Below are 18,770 nucleotides of genomic sequence, written 5' to 3' on the forward strand. Positions count from 1 at the left end.
GGGCGGCCGGCCTCTGGTCGCGGGCCCACCACCGCAGGGCCGGGTGGCGGATTTACATCGTTGATACAACGTTGGAAAACTGGCCGGACCCTGTCGACGAGGACAACCTGGAGCCGACCGTGTCGATGCGACGTCGTACGTTCCTCACCGCCGCCACCGCTCTCGGCGTGACGCCGTTCTCCCCGCGTCCCGCCGCGACGCGGTGTGGGCCGACCGCACCGAGGACCTGGCGTTCAACCTGCTGCCCGCCTCGCTGGACCCGTCCGGGGGTCACGTGGCTGGGGCACGCCCGGCGCGGTCGTGCGTGTCCAGAACAAGAACAGCGGCAAGGTGCTCGCCGTGGACGGCAGGTCCACCGCGAACTCGGCCCGGGTCGTGCAGTTCGCCGACGTCGGCACCGCCGACCACCTGTGGCGGTTCCTGCCCGCGTGATGCAATGAGGGCGTGACGACGATCGCCCAGCTGCGCAAGGCCGTGCAGCCGCTGCCGGAGGTGGTGGCGCACGGCCTCGCGTTCCGCGTGCGGGACAAGCGGTTCGCCTCGGTGGACGAGCACGGCCGCGTCGACCTCCACCTCCCGGCGGCCGAGGTCGACGGGTTCCTCGCCGCGCACCCGACCGCCGAGCGGCTGAGCCGCGGCACGGGCGTGCGCGTCGCGCTCGGCGACCTCGACGGTCAGCAGCTCAACCACTGGGTGCGGCGGGCCTGGCTGGGGCGGGCGCCGAAGCGTCTCGCCGAGCAGGTCGCCGCCGCGGACGAGGCCGTCGCCGGCGAGGTCGGTGACCTGCCCAAGGGCATCGGCAAGCCGGCCACGCAGGCGCTCACGAACGCGGGCCTGACCACGTTGGCCCAGGCCACCGCGCTGTCCGACGCCGAACTGCTGGCCATGCACGGCGTCGGGCCGAAAGCCGTGCGCGTGCTGCGTGAAGCGGCTCGGAACGTGTAGTCGACCACGAACGCCGGGTGGTCCGTGCGGCACATCGTGTACTCCTGCGTCGACACGAAGGTCAGCGTGCGGGCGATGACGTTCCGGGCCGTCGCGGAGCCGGTCGGGTCGTGGGACAGCACGATCGCGGGCACGCGTCCCGGCACTGGGCCGACGCGGTCGTGCCCGTCGTGCTCAGGTGGGTGGTGCGGGCGGTGGCCCTCTCACCCGCCCGACCGCACCTGACCAGGGTTGATACCTTCCCCGCATGGCGTTCACGCTGGAGCAGCTACGGGGTTTCGTAGCCGTGGCCGAGGAGCTGCACTTCAGCCGTGCCGCCGCCCGGCTGGCGATGACGCAGCCGCCGTTGAGCAGGCAGATCCAGAAGCTGGAGCGGGTGGTCGGCGCCCGGCTGCTGATCCGGGACAACCGGCGGGTCACGCTCACCGCGGCGGGCGAGGTGTTCCTGGTCGAGGCGCGGCGGCTGCTGTCGCTGGCCGAGACCGCGCCGGAGCTGGCCAGGCGGGTGTCGTCCGGGTCGAGCGGGGTGGTGCGGGTCGGGTTCACCGCGGCGGCGACCTACGGCGTGCTCGGGCGGCTGCTGGACGAGCTGGCCGGGCTCCTGCCGGACGTGGACGTGGAACTGGCCGAGTTGGTGACCCGGGAACAGGTCGCCGCGCTGGTGAACGAGGAGATCGACCTCGGCCTCGGCCGGCCGCCATTCGACGACTCCGCGTTCGGCTCGCGGCTGCTGCACCGGGAAGGGCTGCTGGTCGCCGTGCCCGCCGGGCACCACCTGCCGACGCTGGGGCGTGCCGCGACGGCCGCCGACGTGGTCCGCGAGCCGGTGATCATGCACTCCCCCACCGACGCGCGGTACTTCTACGACCTGGTCGTGCGGACCGTGCCGATCGCGCCGGCGAACACCGTGCACACGGTCGGCCAGGTGCTCACCATGCTGTGGCTGGTGGCGGCGGGTCGGGGCGTCGCGTTCGTCCCGGAGTCGGCGGCGCGGTTGCGCCTGGACGGGGTCGAGTTCGTCCGGCTGGAGACGGCCGTGGCCCAGCCGGTGGAACTGCACCTGGTGTGGTTGAAGGCGTCGGCGAACCCCGCGCTGTGGCGGACGTTGAGCGTCTTGGAGGGCCGCACGCCGTTCGAGTGATACCGTCAGGGTATTGCGCAATGCTAAACAACTCTTGGACAAGCATCACCAATGGTCCTTAGGTTGAGGTCGTGACGCACCCAGCCGCTCTCGCCGACCGACTCGCCTCCGGGCTGCTCTCCTTCCCGGTCACCCACTTCGACGCCGACCTCCGGTTCGACGAGCCCCGCTACCGCGAGCACCTGGCCTGGCAGGCGAGCTTCGACGTGGCCGGGCTGTTCGCCGCGGGCGGCACCGGCGAGGGCTTCTCGCTGACCCCGGCCGAGGTGGACCGGGTGGTCCGGGCCGCGGTGGACGAGGTGGGCGGCGAGGTGCCGGTCATCGCGCCGGCGACCGGTGCCACCGCCGTGTCGGTGGAGCAGGCGCGTGCCGCTGAGGCCGCCGGCGCGTCCGGCGTGCTGCTGTTCCCGCCCTACCTCACCGAGGCGAGCCAGCGCGGCCTGGTCGAGCACGTCTCGGCGGTGTGCCGGGCCACCGGGCTGGGCGTGATCGTCTACAGCCGCGCCAACGCCGTGCTGACCGACACGACCGTCGCCGAGTTGGCCGACCGCAACCCCAACCTGATCGGGCTCAAGGACGGTATCGGCGACATCGAGCAGCTGACCCGCACCTACGCCCGCGTGGGCGACCGGCTGATGTACATCGGGGGCCTGCCGACCGCGGAGACGTTCGCGCTGCCGCTGCTCCAGCTCGGCGTGACCACGTACTCGTCGGCCCTGTTCAACTTCGTGCCCGAGTTCGCGCTGAAGTTCTACGCCGCCGTCCGCGCCCAGGACCGGACCGCCGTGTACGGGATGCTGCGCGACTTCGTCATCCCCTACCTCGACCTCCGCGACCGGCAGCGCGGGTACGCGGTGTCGATCGTGAAGGCCGGGTTGACCGCCGTGGGCCGCGACGGTGGCCCGGTGCGCCCGCCGCTGACCGACCTGACCGACGACGAGCGCGCCCGGCTCGCCGCCCTGGTCCAGCAGATCGCCTGACCGCTGAGGAGTGCGATGAGTTCCGACCGGATCCGCTCGGTGACGTTGTCGTCGGTGACCCTGCCGCTGCCGACCGCGATCAGTGACGCCAAGGTGTTCACCGGCAGGCAGCGGCCGATGACCGAGGTCGCGATGCTGTTCGCCGAGATCCGCACCGAGGCCGGGCTGGAGGGCGTCGGGTTCTCCTACTCCAAGCGCGCGGGCGGGCCGGCCCAGTTCGCGCACGCCCGCGAGGTGGCGCCGGACCTGATCGGCGAGGACCCCAACGACATCGGCCGGCTGTGGACCAAGCTGGTGTGGGCGGGCGCGTCGGTCGGCCGCAGCGGCGCGGCCACCCAGGCGCTCGCCGCGTTCGACATCGCCCTGTGGGACCTCAAGGCCAAGCGCGCGAACCTCCCGCTGGCCAAGCTGCTCGGCGCGCACCGCGACTCCGTGCGCTGCTACAACACCTCCGGCGGCTTCCTGCACGAGTCGATCGGGCAGATCAAGGACAACGCCACCCGCACCCTGGACTCCGGCGTCGGCGGCATCAAGATCAAGGTCGGCCTGCCCGACCGGGCCGAGGACCTGCGCCGGGTCGCCGCCGTCCGCGAGCACCTCGGCGACGGCGTGCCGCTGATGGTCGACGCCAACCAGCAGTGGGACCGGCCCACCGCCCTGCGCATCGGACGCGCACTGGACGAGTTCGACCTGGTCTGGATCGAGGAACCGCTCGACGCCTACGACGTCGAAGGCCACGCCGAACTGGCCCGTGCCCTGACCACCGCGGTCGCCTCCGGCGAGATGCTGACCAGCGTCGCCGAGCACTACGAGCTGATCAAGGCCGGCGCCGTGGACATCCTGCAACCGGACGCGCCCAGGGTCGGCGGCATCACGCAGTTCCTCAAGCTCGCCACCCTCGCCGACCACCACCACCTCCAGCTCGCACCCCACTTCGCGATGGAGATCCACGTCCACCTGGCCGCCGCCTACCCCCGCGAGCCGTGGGTCGAGCACTTCGACTGGCTGCACCCGCTGTTCGACGAACGCCTGGACACCCGCGACGGGCGCATGCACCTGTCCGACCGACCCGGGCTGGGCATCACCCTCAGCGACCAGGCCCGCGCCTGGACCGTCGAGACCACCACGGTGGACGCCTCCGGGTGAACGCGGTCCTGGCCGGTTTCGCCACCCTCGTCGCGGTGATCGCGGTCGGCTGGATCGCCGGCCGCGCCCGCGTCCTGGGCGAGGGTGCGGCCGGGGTGCTGTCGCGGCTGTCGTACTTCATCGCGACACCGGCGTTGCTGCTGCTCACGCTCGCCGAAGCCGACCCGGCCGTGCTGCTGTCCACCACGTTGGTCGCCACGGCGGGCAGCGCGGTGGTGTGCGCTGTGCTCTACGTCGTGATCGCGCGGTGGCGGTGGAAGCCGCGCGCCGGTCACCTCGCGACCGGCGCGCTGGCCTCGTCCTACGTCAACGCGGGCAACCTCGGCGTGGCCATCGCCGTGTACGTGCTCGGCGACGCCTCGCTCGTCGCGCCCGTCCTGCTGTTCCAGGTGCTGGTCCTGGCGCCGATCGGGCTGGCCGTGCTGGCCGCGTCCCGCGACCCCGGCCAGACCGCGCCGACCCGCACCCAGCTGCTCACCCAACCGCTGCGCACGCCGCTGGTGATCGGCTGCGGGCTGGGGTTGGCGCTGGCCGCCGTCGACTGGATGCCGCCGGCACCGGTGCTGCGGCCGGTCGAACTGCTGGCCGACCTCGCCGTCCCGGCCGCGCTGCTGGCCTACGGCGCGAGCCTGCACGGCGCACCGCGCCCGGCGTCCAGCGGCGCGGCCGGTCAGGTGTGGCTGGTGGTCGCGCTGAAGACGGTGGCGCAGCCGGCGCTGGCCTACTCGCTCGGCCGCTGGGTCGTCCACCTGGACGACCCGGCGCTGCAGGCCGTCACCATCGCCTCGGCGTTGCCGACCGCGCAGAACGTGTTCGTCTACGCCACCGCCTACGACCGGGGCACGGAGCTGGCCCGCGACGCCGTGCTGCTCACCACCGTCCTGTCCGTGCCGGTCCTCACCGGCGTCGCCCTCACCCTGGGGTGAGGGTCACAGCGTGGTCCACTGCTGGGCGTTGTTGCCGTTGCACGTCCACTGCCGCACCTCGGCGCCCGGTGCGGTGCCGAAGTTGTAGTCGTCCAGGCAGAGACCGCTGTGCCGGTTGGTCAGCGTGGAGTAGCCGCCGCCCACCGACGTGATCCGCCACTGCTGCACGGCCAGGCCGTTGCAGGTCCACTGCTGGACCACCGAACCGGGCGCGGTGGCGAAGTCCTTGTTGTCCAGGCACAGGTTGCTGTGGCCGTTGCGGATCTCGTAGTACCCGTCGCCGACCGACCGGAGGTACCAGTCCTGCACCGCCAGGTCGTTGCACGTCCACTGGCGGACCTCCGCGCCGGGCGTGGTGACGAAGTTGTAGTCGTCCAGGCAGAGGGCGCTGTGCCGGTTGCGGATGTGCACCCGGGACGGGCCACCGGTCTCACCGGACGGGCCTTGCAGCACCGTGGACGTGGAGACCGGGACGCCGAGGTTCGGGGTGCCGTCGGCGTTCCACGAGATCTTCTGCACACGCGTGGTGCGGGTGGTGCCGCAGCCCTGGGAGGCGGAGGAGTTGGCGTGGTAGGCGATCCACGTCTCGGTGCCGTCCGGCGAGGTGAAGAACGAGTGGTGGCCGGGGCCGAACACGCCGTTGGCGTCGTTGCGCTGGAAGATCGGGTTGGTGAACTTCGTCCACGAGCCCTGCGCCAACGGGTCGCCGCCGCGGTACTCCAGCGTGCCGAGCTTGTAGTTCGGGCCGTTGCAGTGGCTGGCGGAGTAGGTCAGGAACGTCCGGCCGCCCCGCTGCAACGCGAACGACCCCTCGTTGACGGCGCCGTCCTGGCGTTCCCAGGCGAGGGTGGGCGCGGAGATCCGGGAACCGAACGCACTGGTCTGGACCGGACTCGCCATCGGCGCGATGTAGAGCGACTGGAGTCCGTCCCCGTGGAACGCCGAGAACGTCATGTAGAGCGCGCCGTTGAGCTTGAGCAGGCTCGCGTCGATCGCCCACCCGTTGTCCGGCATGAGGTTGACGACGCCGCGGTAGGTGTACGGGCCCATCGGGTCGCTGCCCGCGCTCTCGGCGACGTGCGTCCGCCGCGGCGCGCCGGACATCTCCACCGAGTAGTACAGGTACCAGCGGCTGCCGACCATCTCCAGGTGCGGCGCCCACATCTGCGTGCCGCCGGTGCGCAGCACGAGCTGCTCGGGGGCGCTCTTCAGACCGGCGATCGTGGACGACCGCCGCATCACCACGTCGGAGGACCAGGTGGTGGCGACGTAGTAGTAGTTGCCGTTGTACTGCACCAGTGTCGGGTCCGCGCTGTTGGGCACCCCGACTGCCGGGTTGGTGAACGACGGGCCGGGTGCGGCCGACGCCTGGTCCTGGCCGACCGGGCTGAGCATCAGCCCGGCGACGACGGCGGCGACGAGCGGCAACGCCCGCCAGGCGGTTCCTCGACGTTGAGCGAACAGCACAACCACTCCTCAGGTGAAGGGTGAACTCCCCGTCGCGCTCGAACGCGCGCAGGGTGGGGTTGGTGGCCGGCGGCGGGAGACGGGCCGCCGGCCACCCGCGGGGCGGTCGGTCAGGGGTTCGTGATCGCGGCGACGGGGCCGGTGGCCGGGTCGCGCACCGGTTGTCGCGGCACTGCGCTGGTCGATGGCACGGCTTCCTCCTTGAAGCAGTGTCGATACAGGCACGCGCGCCGGGTTCGCGCTGATGTGTTAACGCTAACAGCACTGGGCGAGGCAGCTCAAGAGTCGTTTTTCTGGCGCTGATCACCTGCCGACCACGCCGCAGTCAACGCCTGTTAGCGCTCACAACCCTGCACAATCCGCGCGGACCAGCGCGGATGGCCGGCGGGTCCGGGCGTCGCCGGCCGGCTCACGGGGCCGTCGTGACCGCGTGCCGCACCCGTTCCGGCCAGGCCGCCGCCGGCCGGCCCACCACGCCCGCGCCGATGTCGTGCCCGATCAGGTCGATCCCGGCGTCCGGGGACAGCGCCCGCGCGACCCCGGCGGCGTCGGCGGCGTCGGCGGCGTCGGCGGCGTCGGCGGCGTCGGCGGCGTCGGCGGCGTCGGCGGCGTCGGCGTGATGCTGTCGGCGCAGGTCATCCGGTCCGCGGTCGCCGGGTGGTGGCCGCGCAGGAACGGCGCCACGACCCGGCGGCCCGCGGCGACCAGGTGCTCGGCGAGCGGTCCGAAGGTGGCCGGGTGGTCGGGGAACCCGTGCCTGCACACGACCACCGGCCCGTCGCCCGCCGCGAGCGCGGGGAAGTCGAGCCGATCGGTCTCGATCACGATCTCCTCGAAGTCCACGGCTCCGAATCTAGCCACGCACGGGAAGCCGCACGGTGACGTCGCGCAGGACCATCACGCCGGGCGTGCGGCTGCCGTGCAGGACGAACATGTCCGAGATCGGCGTGACGGTGAGGAACAGCGACTGGCCCGCCGGGATCGACGCGGCGACGGACGGCAGCTCGATCGTGCGGCGGGTGCCCAGGTTGAGGCTCTTCTCGCGGTGCGGCAGCACGTTGTTCTGGATCACCTTGGCGTCCAGCGGCGAAGTGCCGACGCTGAGGGCGAAGAACGCGCGGCTGTCCAGGCCGAGCGTGCTGACGACGGCGTCGAGCGTCGGCGAACCGGCGACGGTGAGCGGACCGTCCGCGATCTTGATCGCCTGCGGCAGGCCGACCGCGGCCGTGGTCACGATGTCGGGCAGCGCGACGGAGGTGGTGGGCGCGACGGAGTCCGTGGTGACGCAGCCGCCCTCGGCGGTCATGAGCTGGTAGCGGCCGTGGCCGGTGATCGTGCGCGGCGCGCCTTGCAGGTTCTCGGCCAGGAACCGCAGTTCCAGCTCGTCGTAGCCACCGTGCCCGGCCGAGCACGCGTCGCCCGTCACGGCGTACCCGGCGGGGATGGCGTTAGGCAGCGCGTGACCGCCGTTGTAGCCGACGAGCAGGCTGTTCGCGCGGGCACGCGGGGTCAGCGCGCGGTCGAAGTTGTCGATCGCCTGGTCCAGTGGGAACAGGTTGTCGCTGATGCCCTGGCGCAGCAGCACCGGGATGTCCAGCCGACGGCCCGCGGCGACGTGGTGGGCGGGGCCGTTGTCGCGGAAGAACTCGTCCATGGTGGTGGGCCAGTCGCCGGTCAGCAGGCCTTCGGCGTAGCCGGCGTGCAGGGTCGAGGTGTGCGCGTCGAGGGCGGCGGCGTACAGGGCGGTGACCCAGGTGGTGCGGACGACCTCGCGCGGCGCGAGGCTGTCGTTGAGGGAGTGCCAGGTGATCTGGGGCGCCAGCGCGTCGAACCGGGTGCGGCCGGTCTTCGCGATCTCGGTGAACGCGCCGGCGAACTGGAAGCCGCCGCCGTAGGAGCCGCCGATCGCGCCGAGGACCGGGTCGTTCGGGCCGTCGCGGCGGACCCAGTCCAGCGTGGCGACGTGGTCGACGACCCGGATCACGTCCTCGCCCTCGAACGCCGGGTCCTCCACGTGCGCCTTGCCGCCGCTCTCGCCGAAACCGCGCTGGTCGATGCTGACCACGCCGAAACCCGCGTCGAGGTACCGCTGGAACGAGCCTGGCGCGGACGTGCGGCTGCCGCCCCAGCCGTGGCTGTGCAGCAGCACGGGCACGCGGTCGTCCCGTGACGCGGTGGCGGGCTTGAACACGCTGACGCAGATGTTCACCGGTCCGGGTGCCGGCGGGTCGGTCTCCGGCACGCTCGCGACGCAGACGTGGTCCGGCGCCGGGTGATCGGCGCTCGCGGCGGCGGGAGGGGTCACGGCGACAGCCGCCAGGGCGAGGGCGATCACGAGGCGCATGGGTTCCTCCGGGTCGTCGGGCGCTGGGGTCGCAGGGGAGCGCAGTCATCCAACGACCGACCGTGAAGATCGTCACGTTCGACTTACCTTGTGCACAATTCAATCGCGCACTAGCTTTGTGGCAACGAAGCGCACGACGAACCGAGGAGATCGAGATGACCGGCCAGAACCCCACCGTCGTCCTGGTGCACGGCGCGTTCGCGGACGGGTCCAGCTGGGCCCAGGTGATCGAGCTGCTGCGTGCCCGGGGCGTGGATGCGGTCGCGGTGAGCAACCCGTTGCGCGGGCTGGCACACGACGGCGACTACGTGGCGAGCGTCGCCGGGCAGGTGGACGGGCCGGTCGTGCTGGTCGGCCACTCGTACGGTGGCCCGGTGATCACGCACGCGGCCACGAAGGCGCCGAACGTCAAGGCGCTGGTGTACGTGGCGTCGTTCGGCATCGACCGGGGTCAGAGCGCGTTGGGCTCGGTGGAGAGCTTCCCGCCGGTCGAGCTGAACACGTCCCTGGTGCCGCGGCAGTTCCCGGACGGCGAGGGCACCGACACGGAGTTCACGATCCGCCGTGACGCGTTCGCGAGCGTGTTCGCCGCCGACCTGCCGGCGGAGGTCACCGCGACCGCCGCCGTGAGCCAGCGCCCGATCGCCGCGCGTGCGCTGGGCGAGCCGCTGTCCGTCGAGCCCGCGTGGAAGTCCCTGCCGTCGTGGTTCGTGGTGGCCACGGCCGACAACGCCATCCACCCGGACTCCCAGCGCGCCGCCGCCGGCCGCCTGGGCTCCACCACCGTCGAGGTCGACGCCTCGCACGCCATCGCCCTGTCCCGCCCGACCGAGGTGGCCGCCCAGATCCTCGCCGCCGTCACCGCCATCTCCTGACCGCGAGTCGAACCCTCAGCGCCCGCGTGTCGAACGTTCAGGACCCCCGAGTTCTGCGTTCGCGTCCGGCGTCGGCCGCCCGGCAGGGTCCCGAGCGTGGAACTCGGGGGTCCTGAGTGGACGACACGCGGGACCTGAACGTTCGACTCGCGGTGGATCGGTGGGTGGGGTGAACGGCGTGGCCGACTGGAGCCGGCCACGCCGTCGCGGTCAGCCGATCTTGCCGACGCCCGAGCCGGCCATCACGGTGGCCTTCACGGTGTTCGGGTCGTCCAGCGTGTAGGGGTAGTAGTCGCGCGGCTCCTGCACGGTGCCGCTGCAGTCGGGCTGGCCGGACTCGCCGACGAACACGTTGTTCCGCGCCACGCACCGCCCGCCCGGACCGGCGTAACTGTTGCTCACCGGCTCCTCGACGTCCTCGAAGTAGTTGCCCTCGACCACGCAGCCCGAGTCCGCCTGGCACGCCACGCCGACGTCGGTGTTGTAGAGGTAGTAGTTGTTGAACATGTGCACCGGCTCGCCGAACCGCACCCGCGGGTTGCGCTGCGGTGTCCGGTCGAACCAGTTGTGGTGGTAGGTCACCTTGAGCCGGCCGACGTCCTGGGCGCCGTTGCTGTCGTCGTGGCCCAGCAGCATGTTCTTGGTGTGGTTGTGGGTGTGGTTCCAGGAGACGGTGACGTAGCTGGAGCCGCGTTTGATGTCGATGGCGCCGTCGTAGCCGTTGGACAGGTCGTTGTGGTCGATCCACACGTGGTGCGAGAACATCTGCACGTTGACCGCGTCGTCGGCCCAGTCGCGGAACACCAGGTTGCGGATGATCACGTTGTGCACCGCGTCGGCGGGCGGCGTGGTGACGTTCGAGGCGGGCAGGCCGATGTTGAGCCCGCCGCCGGTGAAGCCGGAGGCCGATCCGATGCCGACGATCGTCTTGTCCGAGGTGACGTTGTGCATGGGGCCGGGCAGCGCGATCATGCCGCGCACGCAGATGTTCAGCGGCCCGGTCCGGGCGATCGCGGCGAGGAACTCCGCGGCCGTGTCGACCTCGATCGTGGGTCCGCCGGCGCCGCCGGTCGTGCCGCTCTGGCCCCACGCGGTGACCGAGGCGAACCCGGTCGGGCGGTCCGAGGTGGCGCAGGTGCCGGGCTGCTGCGACGTGGTGGTCGTGGTGGTGGTGCTCGTCGGCCCACCGGGTCCCGCCACGTCGGTGACCAGCACGTCGTCGAACGTCGCCGCGGCGTAGTGGGTCGCCACGCCGATCCGGCCGCTGCCGAACGTCGCGTCGGTCGCCGTCACGAGCTGCGCGCCGTCGACGAATCCGCGCAGCGTGCTGCCGAACGCCTCCAGCCGCAGCGTGGACCAGGTGCCGACCGCCACGGTGGCCGGCGCGGTGGCCAGGACGGTGAACCCGCCGCCGACCCGCTTGCCGAGCACGGCGCTGCCGGCGTTGGTCAGGCCCAGGTAGTAGTAGTTGCCCGTGTTCTGCGCCCGGGCCGTCACGGCGACGTGCCGGTTCGAGCCGTTGAACGCGGTCGGCTTGACCCTGGCCTGCACCGACTGGCCGGTCCAGACCGCGCCCGCGAGCGCCCTGGCGTCGGAACTGGTGCCGGACTGGCGCCACGCCCGCGAGCCATCGGTGACCACGGACCAGCTGCCGCCGCTGGAGCTCCAGCCGATCGAGTCGCCGTCCTCGAAGTCGTCGCCGAACAACGTGGCCGCTGCTGCCGAGGGCACCAGCAAAACCGCCACCGCGACCACGAACGCGCTCGCCACCGCGCCGAGCGACGCTAATCTTCCGTGCTTGCTCAAAAGAGCCTCCTCAGGGTGAACCGGGCGGTCATCGACCGATTCCGCCGGCCCCGCATCGTTCACACTGATGAATGCGTTCACGCTGGTGAACGCCGGTGCGAACGCAGAAGGGCAACGGCTGCCGACAAACGGAGGCGGCGGTTGGCGGCACGCTCTAGAAAGTTCTTCGAATCCTTGTCGCGAAGGTAGAGCACAGGTTTCCGGGCCGTCAACGCCACATCACGGGAACGGTTCGGCGCGACGGCGCGGAAAAAGCCGGGAAACGCGAAAAACCGCCGGTCGCACAGGCTCGCGGGATGACCGACGGCCACTGGTTCGACGTCGCCGACCGCGTGCACGTCCGGCGGTACGGCGTCACCCCGGGCGTTGCCGACCGCGGTCTAGCCGGCACCCGGGCCGTCGACCAAGATCGTGTCCAGGACCGACTCGGCGATCGTGCGGGCCGGTGCGTCGTAGGCCTCGGCGAGGGTGTGGAAGACCTGTTCGGCGCGGATCGCCGGCCAGTCGGCGGGCAGGTGCTCGGCGGGCAGCCGGGGGTCCTGGCGGACCAGGTGCAGCCACTCGGTGTGCAGCAGGAGTTGCCTGGCCAGGTCGTCCGGTGCGTCGGCCAGCGGGTGGTCGTGGTCCCAGCGGCGCAGGAAGGCCTGGTAGCGCCCGGCGATCGCGGGCACGTCGAACGCGGTGTGCGCGATCTGCTCGGCCTCGGTCGGCTTGGCGGTGTGCGCGGTGAACACCTTCAGGTAGTCGCTCAGGTCCAGGTCTTCGACCAGGGCGGCCACGTCGACGACGCCGGGCGCGACCCACAGGCCGTTCTGCAGCGGGCCGAACCCGCCCCAGACCAGCCGGGAGCGCAGGTCGTGCCGCCGGCCGCGCCACGACTCGGGCAGCGAGAAGCCCACCATCGTCCAGGTGCCGTCCCAGTCGCTGTTGACCGCGCCGCTGCGCCAGACCCGGTGCTCGCCGTCCTCCAGCACGGCCGCCGACCGCGCGGTCAGCCCGAAGTACATCCGCCTGCCCCGGCGGTGCCGGGCCAGCAGGTCCCGCTTGACCATCCGGGTCAGCGTCGAGCGCACCGCCTCCTCGGACACGCCGACCCGGGCGAACACGTCGATGACGCTGCCGGAGAAGACCGCGACGCCCCGGTTGAGCACGTGGACGCCGAGGAAGCTGAGCATCAGCGACTGCGGTCGGAGCGAGGTCTCCTGCTCGTCGGCCTGCGGGGGGTCGTGCGGGATCACCGGGCGAGCGTAACCCCGGCTCGACGCCCTCGTGCGACCCGGCCGACCCGCCACGCTCAACGTGAAACGCCTGCCCGCGGTGGGGACACGGGCCGGTTCGGCGTGCTCGTCCGGCGGGGCGACGGCGTGGCCGCCCCGACCGAACTGCACCTGCCGTCGTCGTCGGCCACACCACCGGCACGGACAGCACCAACCGGCCCGTGCTCTGGACGCCGCTGCCCGCCGCTCACGACGAGTGGGCGTTGCGGTAGAGGCGGACGGCGTTGCGCATCGCCATGGTCACGGTCATCGAGCCCACCCGCGGCACGAAGACCGAGGCGCGTTCCACCACGTCGTCGGCGAAGTTCTTCCTCGTGGAGAAGTTCACGCACACCGCGCCCGGCTTGATCTCGTCCGCCCGGACCAGCGGGAACTCGCGTGACGGCACGCCGGTGACCACGACGTCCGCCTCGGCCAGGGCGGTCGCCCGGTCGGTCGCGACGGCGTCCACGTGGTGGCCCTGGATGCCCGGCGCGTGGCGGAACACCAGCGAACCGGAGAGGTCGAACGACGTCACCTCGGCGCCGTCGTTGGCCAGCATCGCGGCCAGCGGGCGGCCGACGACCTCGCTGCGGTTGAAGACGCACGCCTTCACCGACGCCAGCGGGGTGTCGCCGTCGCCGCGGAACGCGCCCGCCTCGCCGAGCAGCTTCATCACGGCCAGCGGGGTGCAGGGCAGCACCGCCCGCCGGGTGCCCGCGTCGTCGATGAACCGCCGGTTCTCGTACAGGCACCGGCTCCAGAACGAGTGCAGGCCCTCGACGTCCTTGCGCGGGTCGACCAGCTCGCGCAGCCAGCGGTCCCGTTCGGGGTCGCGGACCGGGTAGTACACGAACACGCCGTGCATGCCGTCGTCGGCACCGGCGTCGCGGACGGCGGCCTCGACGTCGTCGGCACGGGGTGTGCGCAGGTCGAAGTCGATGCCGACCTCGGCGCACGCGCGCCGGGTGTACTCGGCGTAGGTGCGCGCGGGCCGGTCGCCGTCGACCAGGAAGCCGACGACGGTGAGGCGTTCCGGGATCGCCGCGAGGTCGGCGCGGATCCCGTCGCGGATGGACTCGGCGAGGTCGGCGGGGTCGATGGTGCGGGCGGTCATCGGTGTTCCTCCGGGGTGCTGTCGAAGCGGGCGTGGGCGGCCACGGCGGTCAGCGGTCCCTCCGTCACGCGAAGATCATCGCTTGCCGTGGCGCCGGCTGCCACAGCGGCGGGACGGGCCCGGTCGTCGCCGCGACGCTGAGGTGTGCGTCAAGCGGTGGCACGTCGCCGGGACAGCGCGAGGAGCCGCGCGGCGAGCACGGCGACACCGCCCAGCGTCGCCACCGCCAGCGCGAGCATGAACGTCGGGTACAGGTACGGCACCTGCAGCCACGCCACGTCACGGCCCCGGTAGAGGAAGCCCACGATCCGGTGGACCGTCGCGGCGAGCAGCAGCGGCAGCACCAGCGGGAGCAGGCGTGCCACCGTCCACGGTCCCGACTGTCGGCGGTCGGCCCACCGCCGGGAGCGGACCACGCCGCGCCCGGCCAGTGCCCCGATCGCCAGGGCGAGGACGAGCAGCACCGCGTCGACCACCGGGTACGGGTCGTCCACGGGCGGCAGCTGCCGGCCCTCGACCAGGGCGATGAGGCGCTCGCCGATCGCCTTGGCGTCGCCGTACTGCAGGCCCGTGTTGGCCAGGACGGCGATGCCGTGGCCCGAGCCGGGCAGCAGCGCCTGGTACGCGGTCGAGGTGAACAGGTCACCGCCGTGGTCGATCAACGGCGCGCCGGACGCCGTGCGGCCCACGAACCAGCCGAGGCCGTACTCCGACACCGCGGACGGGGTGTGCGTAGCGGTGATGCCCTGCGGGGTGGCGATCGACCTGCCGGCGGGTCCGAGGCCTCCGTTGTTGTGCGCGATCAGCCACGCCGCCAGGTCGTGGGCAGAGGTCAGCACGCCACCGGAACCGTTGCCGAACGCCGGTGGTTCGGGCAGCGCGACGGGGTGGCCGAGGACCTTGACGTGCCCGCGGGCGGTCGGCGGCAGGTCGCGCTCGGTGTCGGCGGTGTGGCTGTCGTCCATGCCGAGCGGTGCGAAGACGTGCTCGCGCAGGTAATCCGCGAACGGCACGCCGACGACGACTTCGACCAGCCGTGCGGCCACCTGGAAGTTCGGGTTGTGGTACTCCCAACGCGTGCCGGGCGCGGAGGCCAGCGCCGAACCGCGCATCGCCGCCACGGCCTCCGCCAGGGTGTGGACCGCGGGGCCGCTGAACGACCGGAACGTCGTGTCCGACAGGCCCGAGGTCTGGTCGAGCAGCTGCCGCACGGTGATGTCGGCGGCACGCGGGTCGGCCATCGTGAACTCGGGCAGGTGCGCGCGCACCGGGTCGTCCAGCCGGACCCGGCCGGCCTCCACCAGCTGCACGACCGCCAACGCGGTGAAGGACTTGCTCAGCGACGCCGCTGCCATGGTGGTGTGCTCGGAGACGGCGTCGCCGTCCGGCGTGCGGCCGTACCCGGCGGTGTGCACGACGGTGTCGCCGCGGGTGACGGTCACCGCGACCCCCGGCACCGCGGTCTGCTCCCGGTATTGCGCCACGACCGCGTCGACGGCGGCACCGTCGACCGCGGGTGGTGCCGTGGTCGAGGGAACGAGGGACCCGGCGGAGACGATCAGAGCGGAGAGGATCAAGGTGAACACACCGGCAGTCTCGAAGCGATCGGCTCCCGTGCCATCAGACCGTGGTCCGAGTTCCGCCGATCGCCGGCCGGTTACCGTGCCCACCCATGGTGCGGGGACTCGGCCCGGGAGGGCTGCTGGTGGTGGACGCGGTGGCCGCCGTCGTGGTCGTGGTGTGGACCGTCCTGCGGGCGCCCGCGGTCGACGTGCCCGCCGTGGTCGTGGCCGCGGCGCTGGGGATCCCGGTCGCCGCCCGCCGGCTGCGGCCGACCGCCGTGCTGACCACCGTGCTGCTGGTCGGCGCGGTGGCCATCGTGGTCGGCATCGGGAACGAGTCGGTGCTGGCGGCGGTCGCGCTCGCGCTCTACCCGGTCGTGTCGTCCTCACCCCGATCGGGCGTCGTGGGCGCGGTCGCCGCGCTGGCGTGCGTGGTGGCCGCCGGTACCGCGGTGGCGGCCGTCCCCGGCCTGCCGCTCGTCCCGGCGCCCGCGGGGACGGAGTCGTTCGCCACCTCCCCCGTGCCGACGTTGCTGTTCAGCGCGGTGGTCCTCATCGGGTCCTGGGCGGTCGCCGCGGCCGTCCGCACCCGCCGGCGGCACCTCGCCGAACTGGCCGAGTCACGCACCGCGCGGGCCGTGGCCGAGGAACGCCTGCGCATCGCCCGCGACATCCACGACGTGGTCGGGCACAACCTCAGCCTGATCGCCATGAAAGCCGCCGTCGCCAACCACGTGGCGGACACCCGTCCCGACGAGCGTGAAGCGGCACTGCGGGGCATCGAACAGGTCAGCCGGTCCGCCCTGGCCGACGTCCGGACCGTGCTCCGCGGGCTGCGCGACCCGGCCGCCACACCGGCGAGCACCGCCGGACTGGACCGGCTCGTCGCCGACGCCCGGTCGGCCGGAGTCCACGTGACCGCCGAGCACGCCGACCTGACCGGAACGCCGGCGGCGGTGCGGATCTCGGCCTACCGCATCGTGCAGGAGGCGTTGACCAACGTGCGGCGGCACTGCCACCCGCCGCGCTGCCACCTCGTCACGACCGTCGAACCGGGCCGGCTCGTGGTCTCCGTCGTGGACGAGGGCACCACCGCGACCACACCCGACCCCGCCGGGCACGGACTGTTCGGACTGCGGGAACGGGTCGCGCTCCACGGCGGCGCGCTGCACGCGGGACCGGCTCCCGGCGGCGGGTTCGAAGTCCGCGCGACCCTCCCCTTCCACCATGACGACTGAGCCGATCCGCGTACTGCTCGCCGACGACGAGCCGCTGTACCTCGACACCATCAGGGTGCTGATGGACGCCGACCCCGGCGTGGAGGTCGTCGCCCAGGCGGGCACCGGTCGCGCGGCGTGCGAGCTGGCCGCCCGGCACCGACCGGACGTGGCCGTGGTCGACGTCCGCATGCCCGATCTCGACGGCATCGCCGTGACCCGGCACGTCACCGCGCTGCCCGACCCGCCGAAGGTGCTCATCCTCACCACGTTCGACCTCGACGGCGTCGTCTACGAGACGTTGCGCGCGGGCGCCGCCGGGTTCCTGCTCAAGGACGTCGCACCGCACCGGCTGCTCGACGCCGTCCGGACGGTCGCGGCGGGCGAGGCGCTGCTCGCGCCCACCGTCACCCGCAGGCTCATCGCGGACTTCCTCCGCTCCCCCGCGCCCCGCCGCCCGCACCGACCGCTCGACCGCGTGACCCCGCGCGAACGGGAAGTGCTCCAGCTCATCACCCGAGGGCTGTCCAACACCGAGATCGAGCAGGCCCTGCACCTGAGCCGGCACACGGTCAAGACCCACATCGGCCACCTCATGGCGAAACTGGCCGCCCGCGACCGGGCACAACTGGTGATCGCGGGCTACGAAGCGGGACTCGCCGACCCGTGACGGGCCGGGCGGACGTCGCCGCGCGCCCTGTGTCAGCCGGTCGAAGGACCGGTCCAGCCGGCGGGCACGTGGCCGACGCGCACGCGCTGCGGGTGGTCGCCCACCGGCACCGAGACCACCTTGCGCCCGGTGGCGAAGTCGATCGCCGTCACCTGGTCCGAACCGCTCTCCGAGATCACGCAACTGCGCCCGTCACCGCTGACGGTCGCCCAGTACGGCTTGGCCGCGGGCACGAGCGCGCCTTCGCGCAGGGTCGCCCGGTCCACGATCACGGCGTAGTCGTCCATCGTCCCGGCGACGCACAGCTTGTCGCCGGCGGGGCTCATCGACATGCCGTGGTGGCGCGAGTCGTTGACCCACGTGGTGCGGTCCTCGCTGGTGCCCGGGTTCTTCGGCAGTTCCTTCAGCCGGGTGATCCGGTCGGTGGCGACGTCGTACTCCAGGAAGCCGTGGAAGAACGACACCTGGAAGTACAGCTTCGACTCGTCGGGCGTGAACGCCACCGGTCGCACCGAGTCGGACAGGTCGGCACGGCTGAACGCGTCCAGCCGCTGCCGCATGTCGATCACCTTCACCTGCTGGAACGTCGCGGTGTCCACGACCGTGACGCGGCGGTCGCCCTTGGTGAAGTCCAGCGCCGGGTCGTCCAGCGCGGTGTTGACCTCGCCGATGGACATGTTCCACAAGTACCGGCCGCCATCGGTGAACACGTTCTCGTGCGGCTTGTCGCCGGTCCGGAACGACCCGACCTCGCGACCGGTCTGGATGTCCAGCACGTGCACGGTGTTGGACGTCGACGCGGACACCGCGACCCGGCGCCCGTCCGGCGAGACGGCCATGTGGTCGGAGCGGAAGCCCGACACCGGGAAGCGCCAGTTGACCCGGCCCGTCGCCAGGTCGAGGGACACCACGTCGGCGAAGCTCGGCCGGGAGGCGACCACCGCGCGGCCGTCCGGCGTGGTGTACATGTCGTCCACGAACTGGTCGTGGCCCTCGCCGGGGCCGGACCGGATGCCGAGGAAGAACGCGAGCTTGATCGGGTTGAGGTAGATCTCCCAGAGCCGCTCCTGACGGTCCGGGATGATGTTCACCCGGCCGATCTTCGCGAAGTCGCCACTGGAGGCGATCACGTCGGCGGTACCGTCCCAGTTGTTGCCGACGAACATCACCTCGCGCAAGGTCTCGGCCGGCGCGGCGACGGCGGGCGCGGCGGTCGTGGCCAGCACGCAGGTGGCCAGCACACCGAGCAACCGGCGGGGCACGTGCCTCTTCGACCCGGATTTCTCGTCCACGACAGCTCCCAACCACAAGGCTACTG

General features: G+C 72.3%; 17 protein-coding genes. 9 read left to right on the forward strand and 8 right to left on the reverse strand.

What is annotated here, in order from left to right; genetic code table 11:
* The first annotated feature begins 300 nt into the window (after positions 1 to 300).
* The 6 genes from B0I31_RS35085 to B0I31_RS35110 all read left to right on the forward strand — a co-directional run bounded on the left by B0I31_RS35085 (position 301) and on the right by B0I31_RS35110 (position 5,138).
* Positions 301 to 432: an RICIN domain-containing protein gene (locus tag B0I31_RS35085; RefSeq protein ID WP_245950661.1), complete on the forward strand. Its 132-nt coding sequence runs from the start codon at positions 301 to 303 to the stop codon at positions 430 to 432.
* A 12-nt stretch (positions 433 to 444) separates the two neighbouring features.
* The gene (locus B0I31_RS35090; protein WP_106619714.1) at positions 445 to 945 is read left to right on the forward strand and encodes a helix-hairpin-helix domain-containing protein; all 501 of its coding nucleotides are present in this window, start codon (positions 445 to 447) and stop codon (positions 943 to 945) included.
* Between the two features lie 247 nt (positions 946 to 1,192).
* Positions 1,193 to 2,086 carry a LysR substrate-binding domain-containing protein gene (locus tag B0I31_RS42805; protein WP_106619715.1) on the forward strand — a complete coding sequence of 298 codons (894 nt, stop codon included), beginning with the start codon at positions 1,193 to 1,195 and terminating at the stop codon, positions 2,084 to 2,086.
* A 71-nt stretch (positions 2,087 to 2,157) separates the two neighbouring features.
* On the forward strand, positions 2,158 to 3,066 hold the full coding sequence (gene kdgD / locus B0I31_RS35100; RefSeq protein WP_106619716.1) for a 5-dehydro-4-deoxyglucarate dehydratase: 909 nt from the start codon (positions 2,158 to 2,160) through the stop codon (positions 3,064 to 3,066).
* Positions 3,067 to 3,081: 15 nt separating this feature from the next.
* A complete protein-coding gene (locus B0I31_RS35105) occupies positions 3,082 to 4,212 on the forward strand; it encodes an L-talarate/galactarate dehydratase (RefSeq protein ID WP_106619717.1) in 1,131 nt (376 codons plus the stop codon).
* The gene (locus B0I31_RS35110) at positions 4,209 to 5,138 is read left to right on the forward strand and encodes an AEC family transporter (protein WP_106619718.1); all 930 of its coding nucleotides are present in this window, start codon (positions 4,209 to 4,211) and stop codon (positions 5,136 to 5,138) included. The genes B0I31_RS35105 and B0I31_RS35110 overlap by 4 nt, the downstream gene beginning before the upstream one ends.
* A gap of 3 nt (positions 5,139 to 5,141) precedes the next feature.
* Here the strand turns inward: B0I31_RS35110 and B0I31_RS35115 are convergent, their stop codons facing one another.
* The 3 genes from B0I31_RS35115 to B0I31_RS35125 form a co-directional block, all read right to left on the reverse strand.
* Positions 5,142 to 6,605 (reverse strand): family 43 glycosylhydrolase, encoded by a 1,464-nt coding sequence (locus B0I31_RS35115; protein ID WP_146174070.1) that lies wholly within the window; start codon positions 6,603 to 6,605, stop codon positions 5,142 to 5,144.
* Between the two features lie 498 nt (positions 6,606 to 7,103).
* A complete protein-coding gene (locus B0I31_RS40965) occupies positions 7,104 to 7,448 on the reverse strand; it encodes a hypothetical protein (protein WP_181320698.1) in 345 nt (114 codons plus the stop codon).
* Positions 7,449 to 7,458: 10 nt separating this feature from the next.
* Positions 7,459 to 8,949: an alpha/beta fold hydrolase gene (locus B0I31_RS35125; protein ID WP_106619720.1), complete on the reverse strand. Its 1,491-nt coding sequence runs from the start codon at positions 8,947 to 8,949 to the stop codon at positions 7,459 to 7,461.
* 155 nt (positions 8,950 to 9,104) lie between these two features.
* On the opposite strand from B0I31_RS35125, the gene B0I31_RS35130 reads away from it, so the two are divergent.
* Entirely contained in the window at positions 9,105 to 9,824 is a 720-nt protein-coding gene (locus B0I31_RS35130) for an alpha/beta fold hydrolase (RefSeq protein ID WP_106619721.1), read from the forward strand.
* Positions 9,825 to 10,034: 210 nt separating this feature from the next.
* Here B0I31_RS35130 and B0I31_RS35135 read toward each other — a convergent pair whose 3' ends face one another.
* The 4 genes from B0I31_RS35135 to B0I31_RS35150 all read right to left on the reverse strand — a co-directional run bounded on the left by B0I31_RS35135 (position 10,035) and on the right by B0I31_RS35150 (position 15,589).
* Positions 10,035 to 11,630 (reverse strand): pectate lyase family protein, encoded by a 1,596-nt coding sequence (locus B0I31_RS35135; protein WP_106619722.1) that lies wholly within the window; start codon positions 11,628 to 11,630, stop codon positions 10,035 to 10,037.
* Between the two features lie 380 nt (positions 11,631 to 12,010).
* Entirely contained in the window at positions 12,011 to 12,868 is an 858-nt protein-coding gene (locus B0I31_RS35140; protein WP_245950662.1) for a PaaX family transcriptional regulator, read from the reverse strand.
* A 226-nt stretch (positions 12,869 to 13,094) separates the two neighbouring features.
* A complete protein-coding gene (locus tag B0I31_RS35145; RefSeq protein WP_106619723.1) occupies positions 13,095 to 14,003 on the reverse strand; it encodes a bifunctional methylenetetrahydrofolate dehydrogenase/methenyltetrahydrofolate cyclohydrolase in 909 nt (302 codons plus the stop codon).
* 149 nt (positions 14,004 to 14,152) lie between these two features.
* Entirely contained in the window at positions 14,153 to 15,589 is a 1,437-nt protein-coding gene (locus B0I31_RS35150) for a serine hydrolase domain-containing protein (protein ID WP_106619724.1), read from the reverse strand.
* Between the two features lie 86 nt (positions 15,590 to 15,675).
* Here B0I31_RS35150 and B0I31_RS35155 point away from each other — a divergent pair, with 86 nt between their 5' ends.
* Together B0I31_RS35155 and B0I31_RS35160 are read left to right on the forward strand one after the other, a co-directional pair.
* Positions 15,676 to 16,803: a sensor histidine kinase gene (locus B0I31_RS35155; RefSeq protein ID WP_106619725.1), complete on the forward strand. Its 1,128-nt coding sequence runs from the start codon at positions 15,676 to 15,678 to the stop codon at positions 16,801 to 16,803.
* Positions 16,793 to 17,452 carry a response regulator gene (locus B0I31_RS35160; RefSeq protein WP_106619726.1) on the forward strand — a complete coding sequence of 220 codons (660 nt, stop codon included), beginning with the start codon at positions 16,793 to 16,795 and terminating at the stop codon, positions 17,450 to 17,452. The genes B0I31_RS35155 and B0I31_RS35160 overlap by 11 nt, the downstream gene beginning before the upstream one ends.
* 32 nt (positions 17,453 to 17,484) lie before the next feature.
* Here B0I31_RS35160 and B0I31_RS35165 read toward each other — a convergent pair whose 3' ends face one another.
* Positions 17,485 to 18,714, reverse strand: coding sequence for a YncE family protein (locus B0I31_RS35165; RefSeq protein WP_425444460.1), 1,230 nt, complete (start codon positions 18,712 to 18,714; stop codon positions 17,485 to 17,487).
* Positions 18,715 to 18,770 lie beyond the last annotated feature (56 nt).

The organism is Saccharothrix carnea (genome assembly GCF_003014735.1).
Lineage (GTDB): Bacteria > Actinomycetota > Actinomycetes > Mycobacteriales > Pseudonocardiaceae > Actinosynnema > Actinosynnema carneum.

What these genes read in the sequence shown, in the direction of transcription:
- B0I31_RS42805 (WP_106619715.1), top strand. Translation starts at nt 1,193, where the DNA reads ATGGCGTTCACGCTGGAGCAGCTACGGGGTTTCGTAGCCGTGGCCGAG.
- B0I31_RS35160 (WP_106619726.1), top strand. Translation starts at nt 16,793, where the DNA reads ATGACGACTGAGCCGATCCGCGTACTGCTCGCCGACGACGAGCCGCTG.
- B0I31_RS35105 (WP_106619717.1), top strand. Translation starts at nt 3,082, where the DNA reads ATGAGTTCCGACCGGATCCGCTCGGTGACGTTGTCGTCGGTGACCCTG.
- B0I31_RS35130 (WP_106619721.1), top strand. Translation starts at nt 9,105, where the DNA reads ATGACCGGCCAGAACCCCACCGTCGTCCTGGTGCACGGCGCGTTCGCG.
- B0I31_RS35125 (WP_106619720.1), bottom strand. Translation starts at nt 8,949, where the DNA reads ATGCGCCTCGTGATCGCCCTCGCCCTGGCGGCTGTCGCCGTGACCCCT.
- B0I31_RS35145 (WP_106619723.1), bottom strand. Translation starts at nt 14,003, where the DNA reads ATGACCGCCCGCACCATCGACCCCGCCGACCTCGCCGAGTCCATCCGC.
- B0I31_RS35155 (WP_106619725.1), top strand. Translation starts at nt 15,676, where the DNA reads ATGGTGCGGGGACTCGGCCCGGGAGGGCTGCTGGTGGTGGACGCGGTG.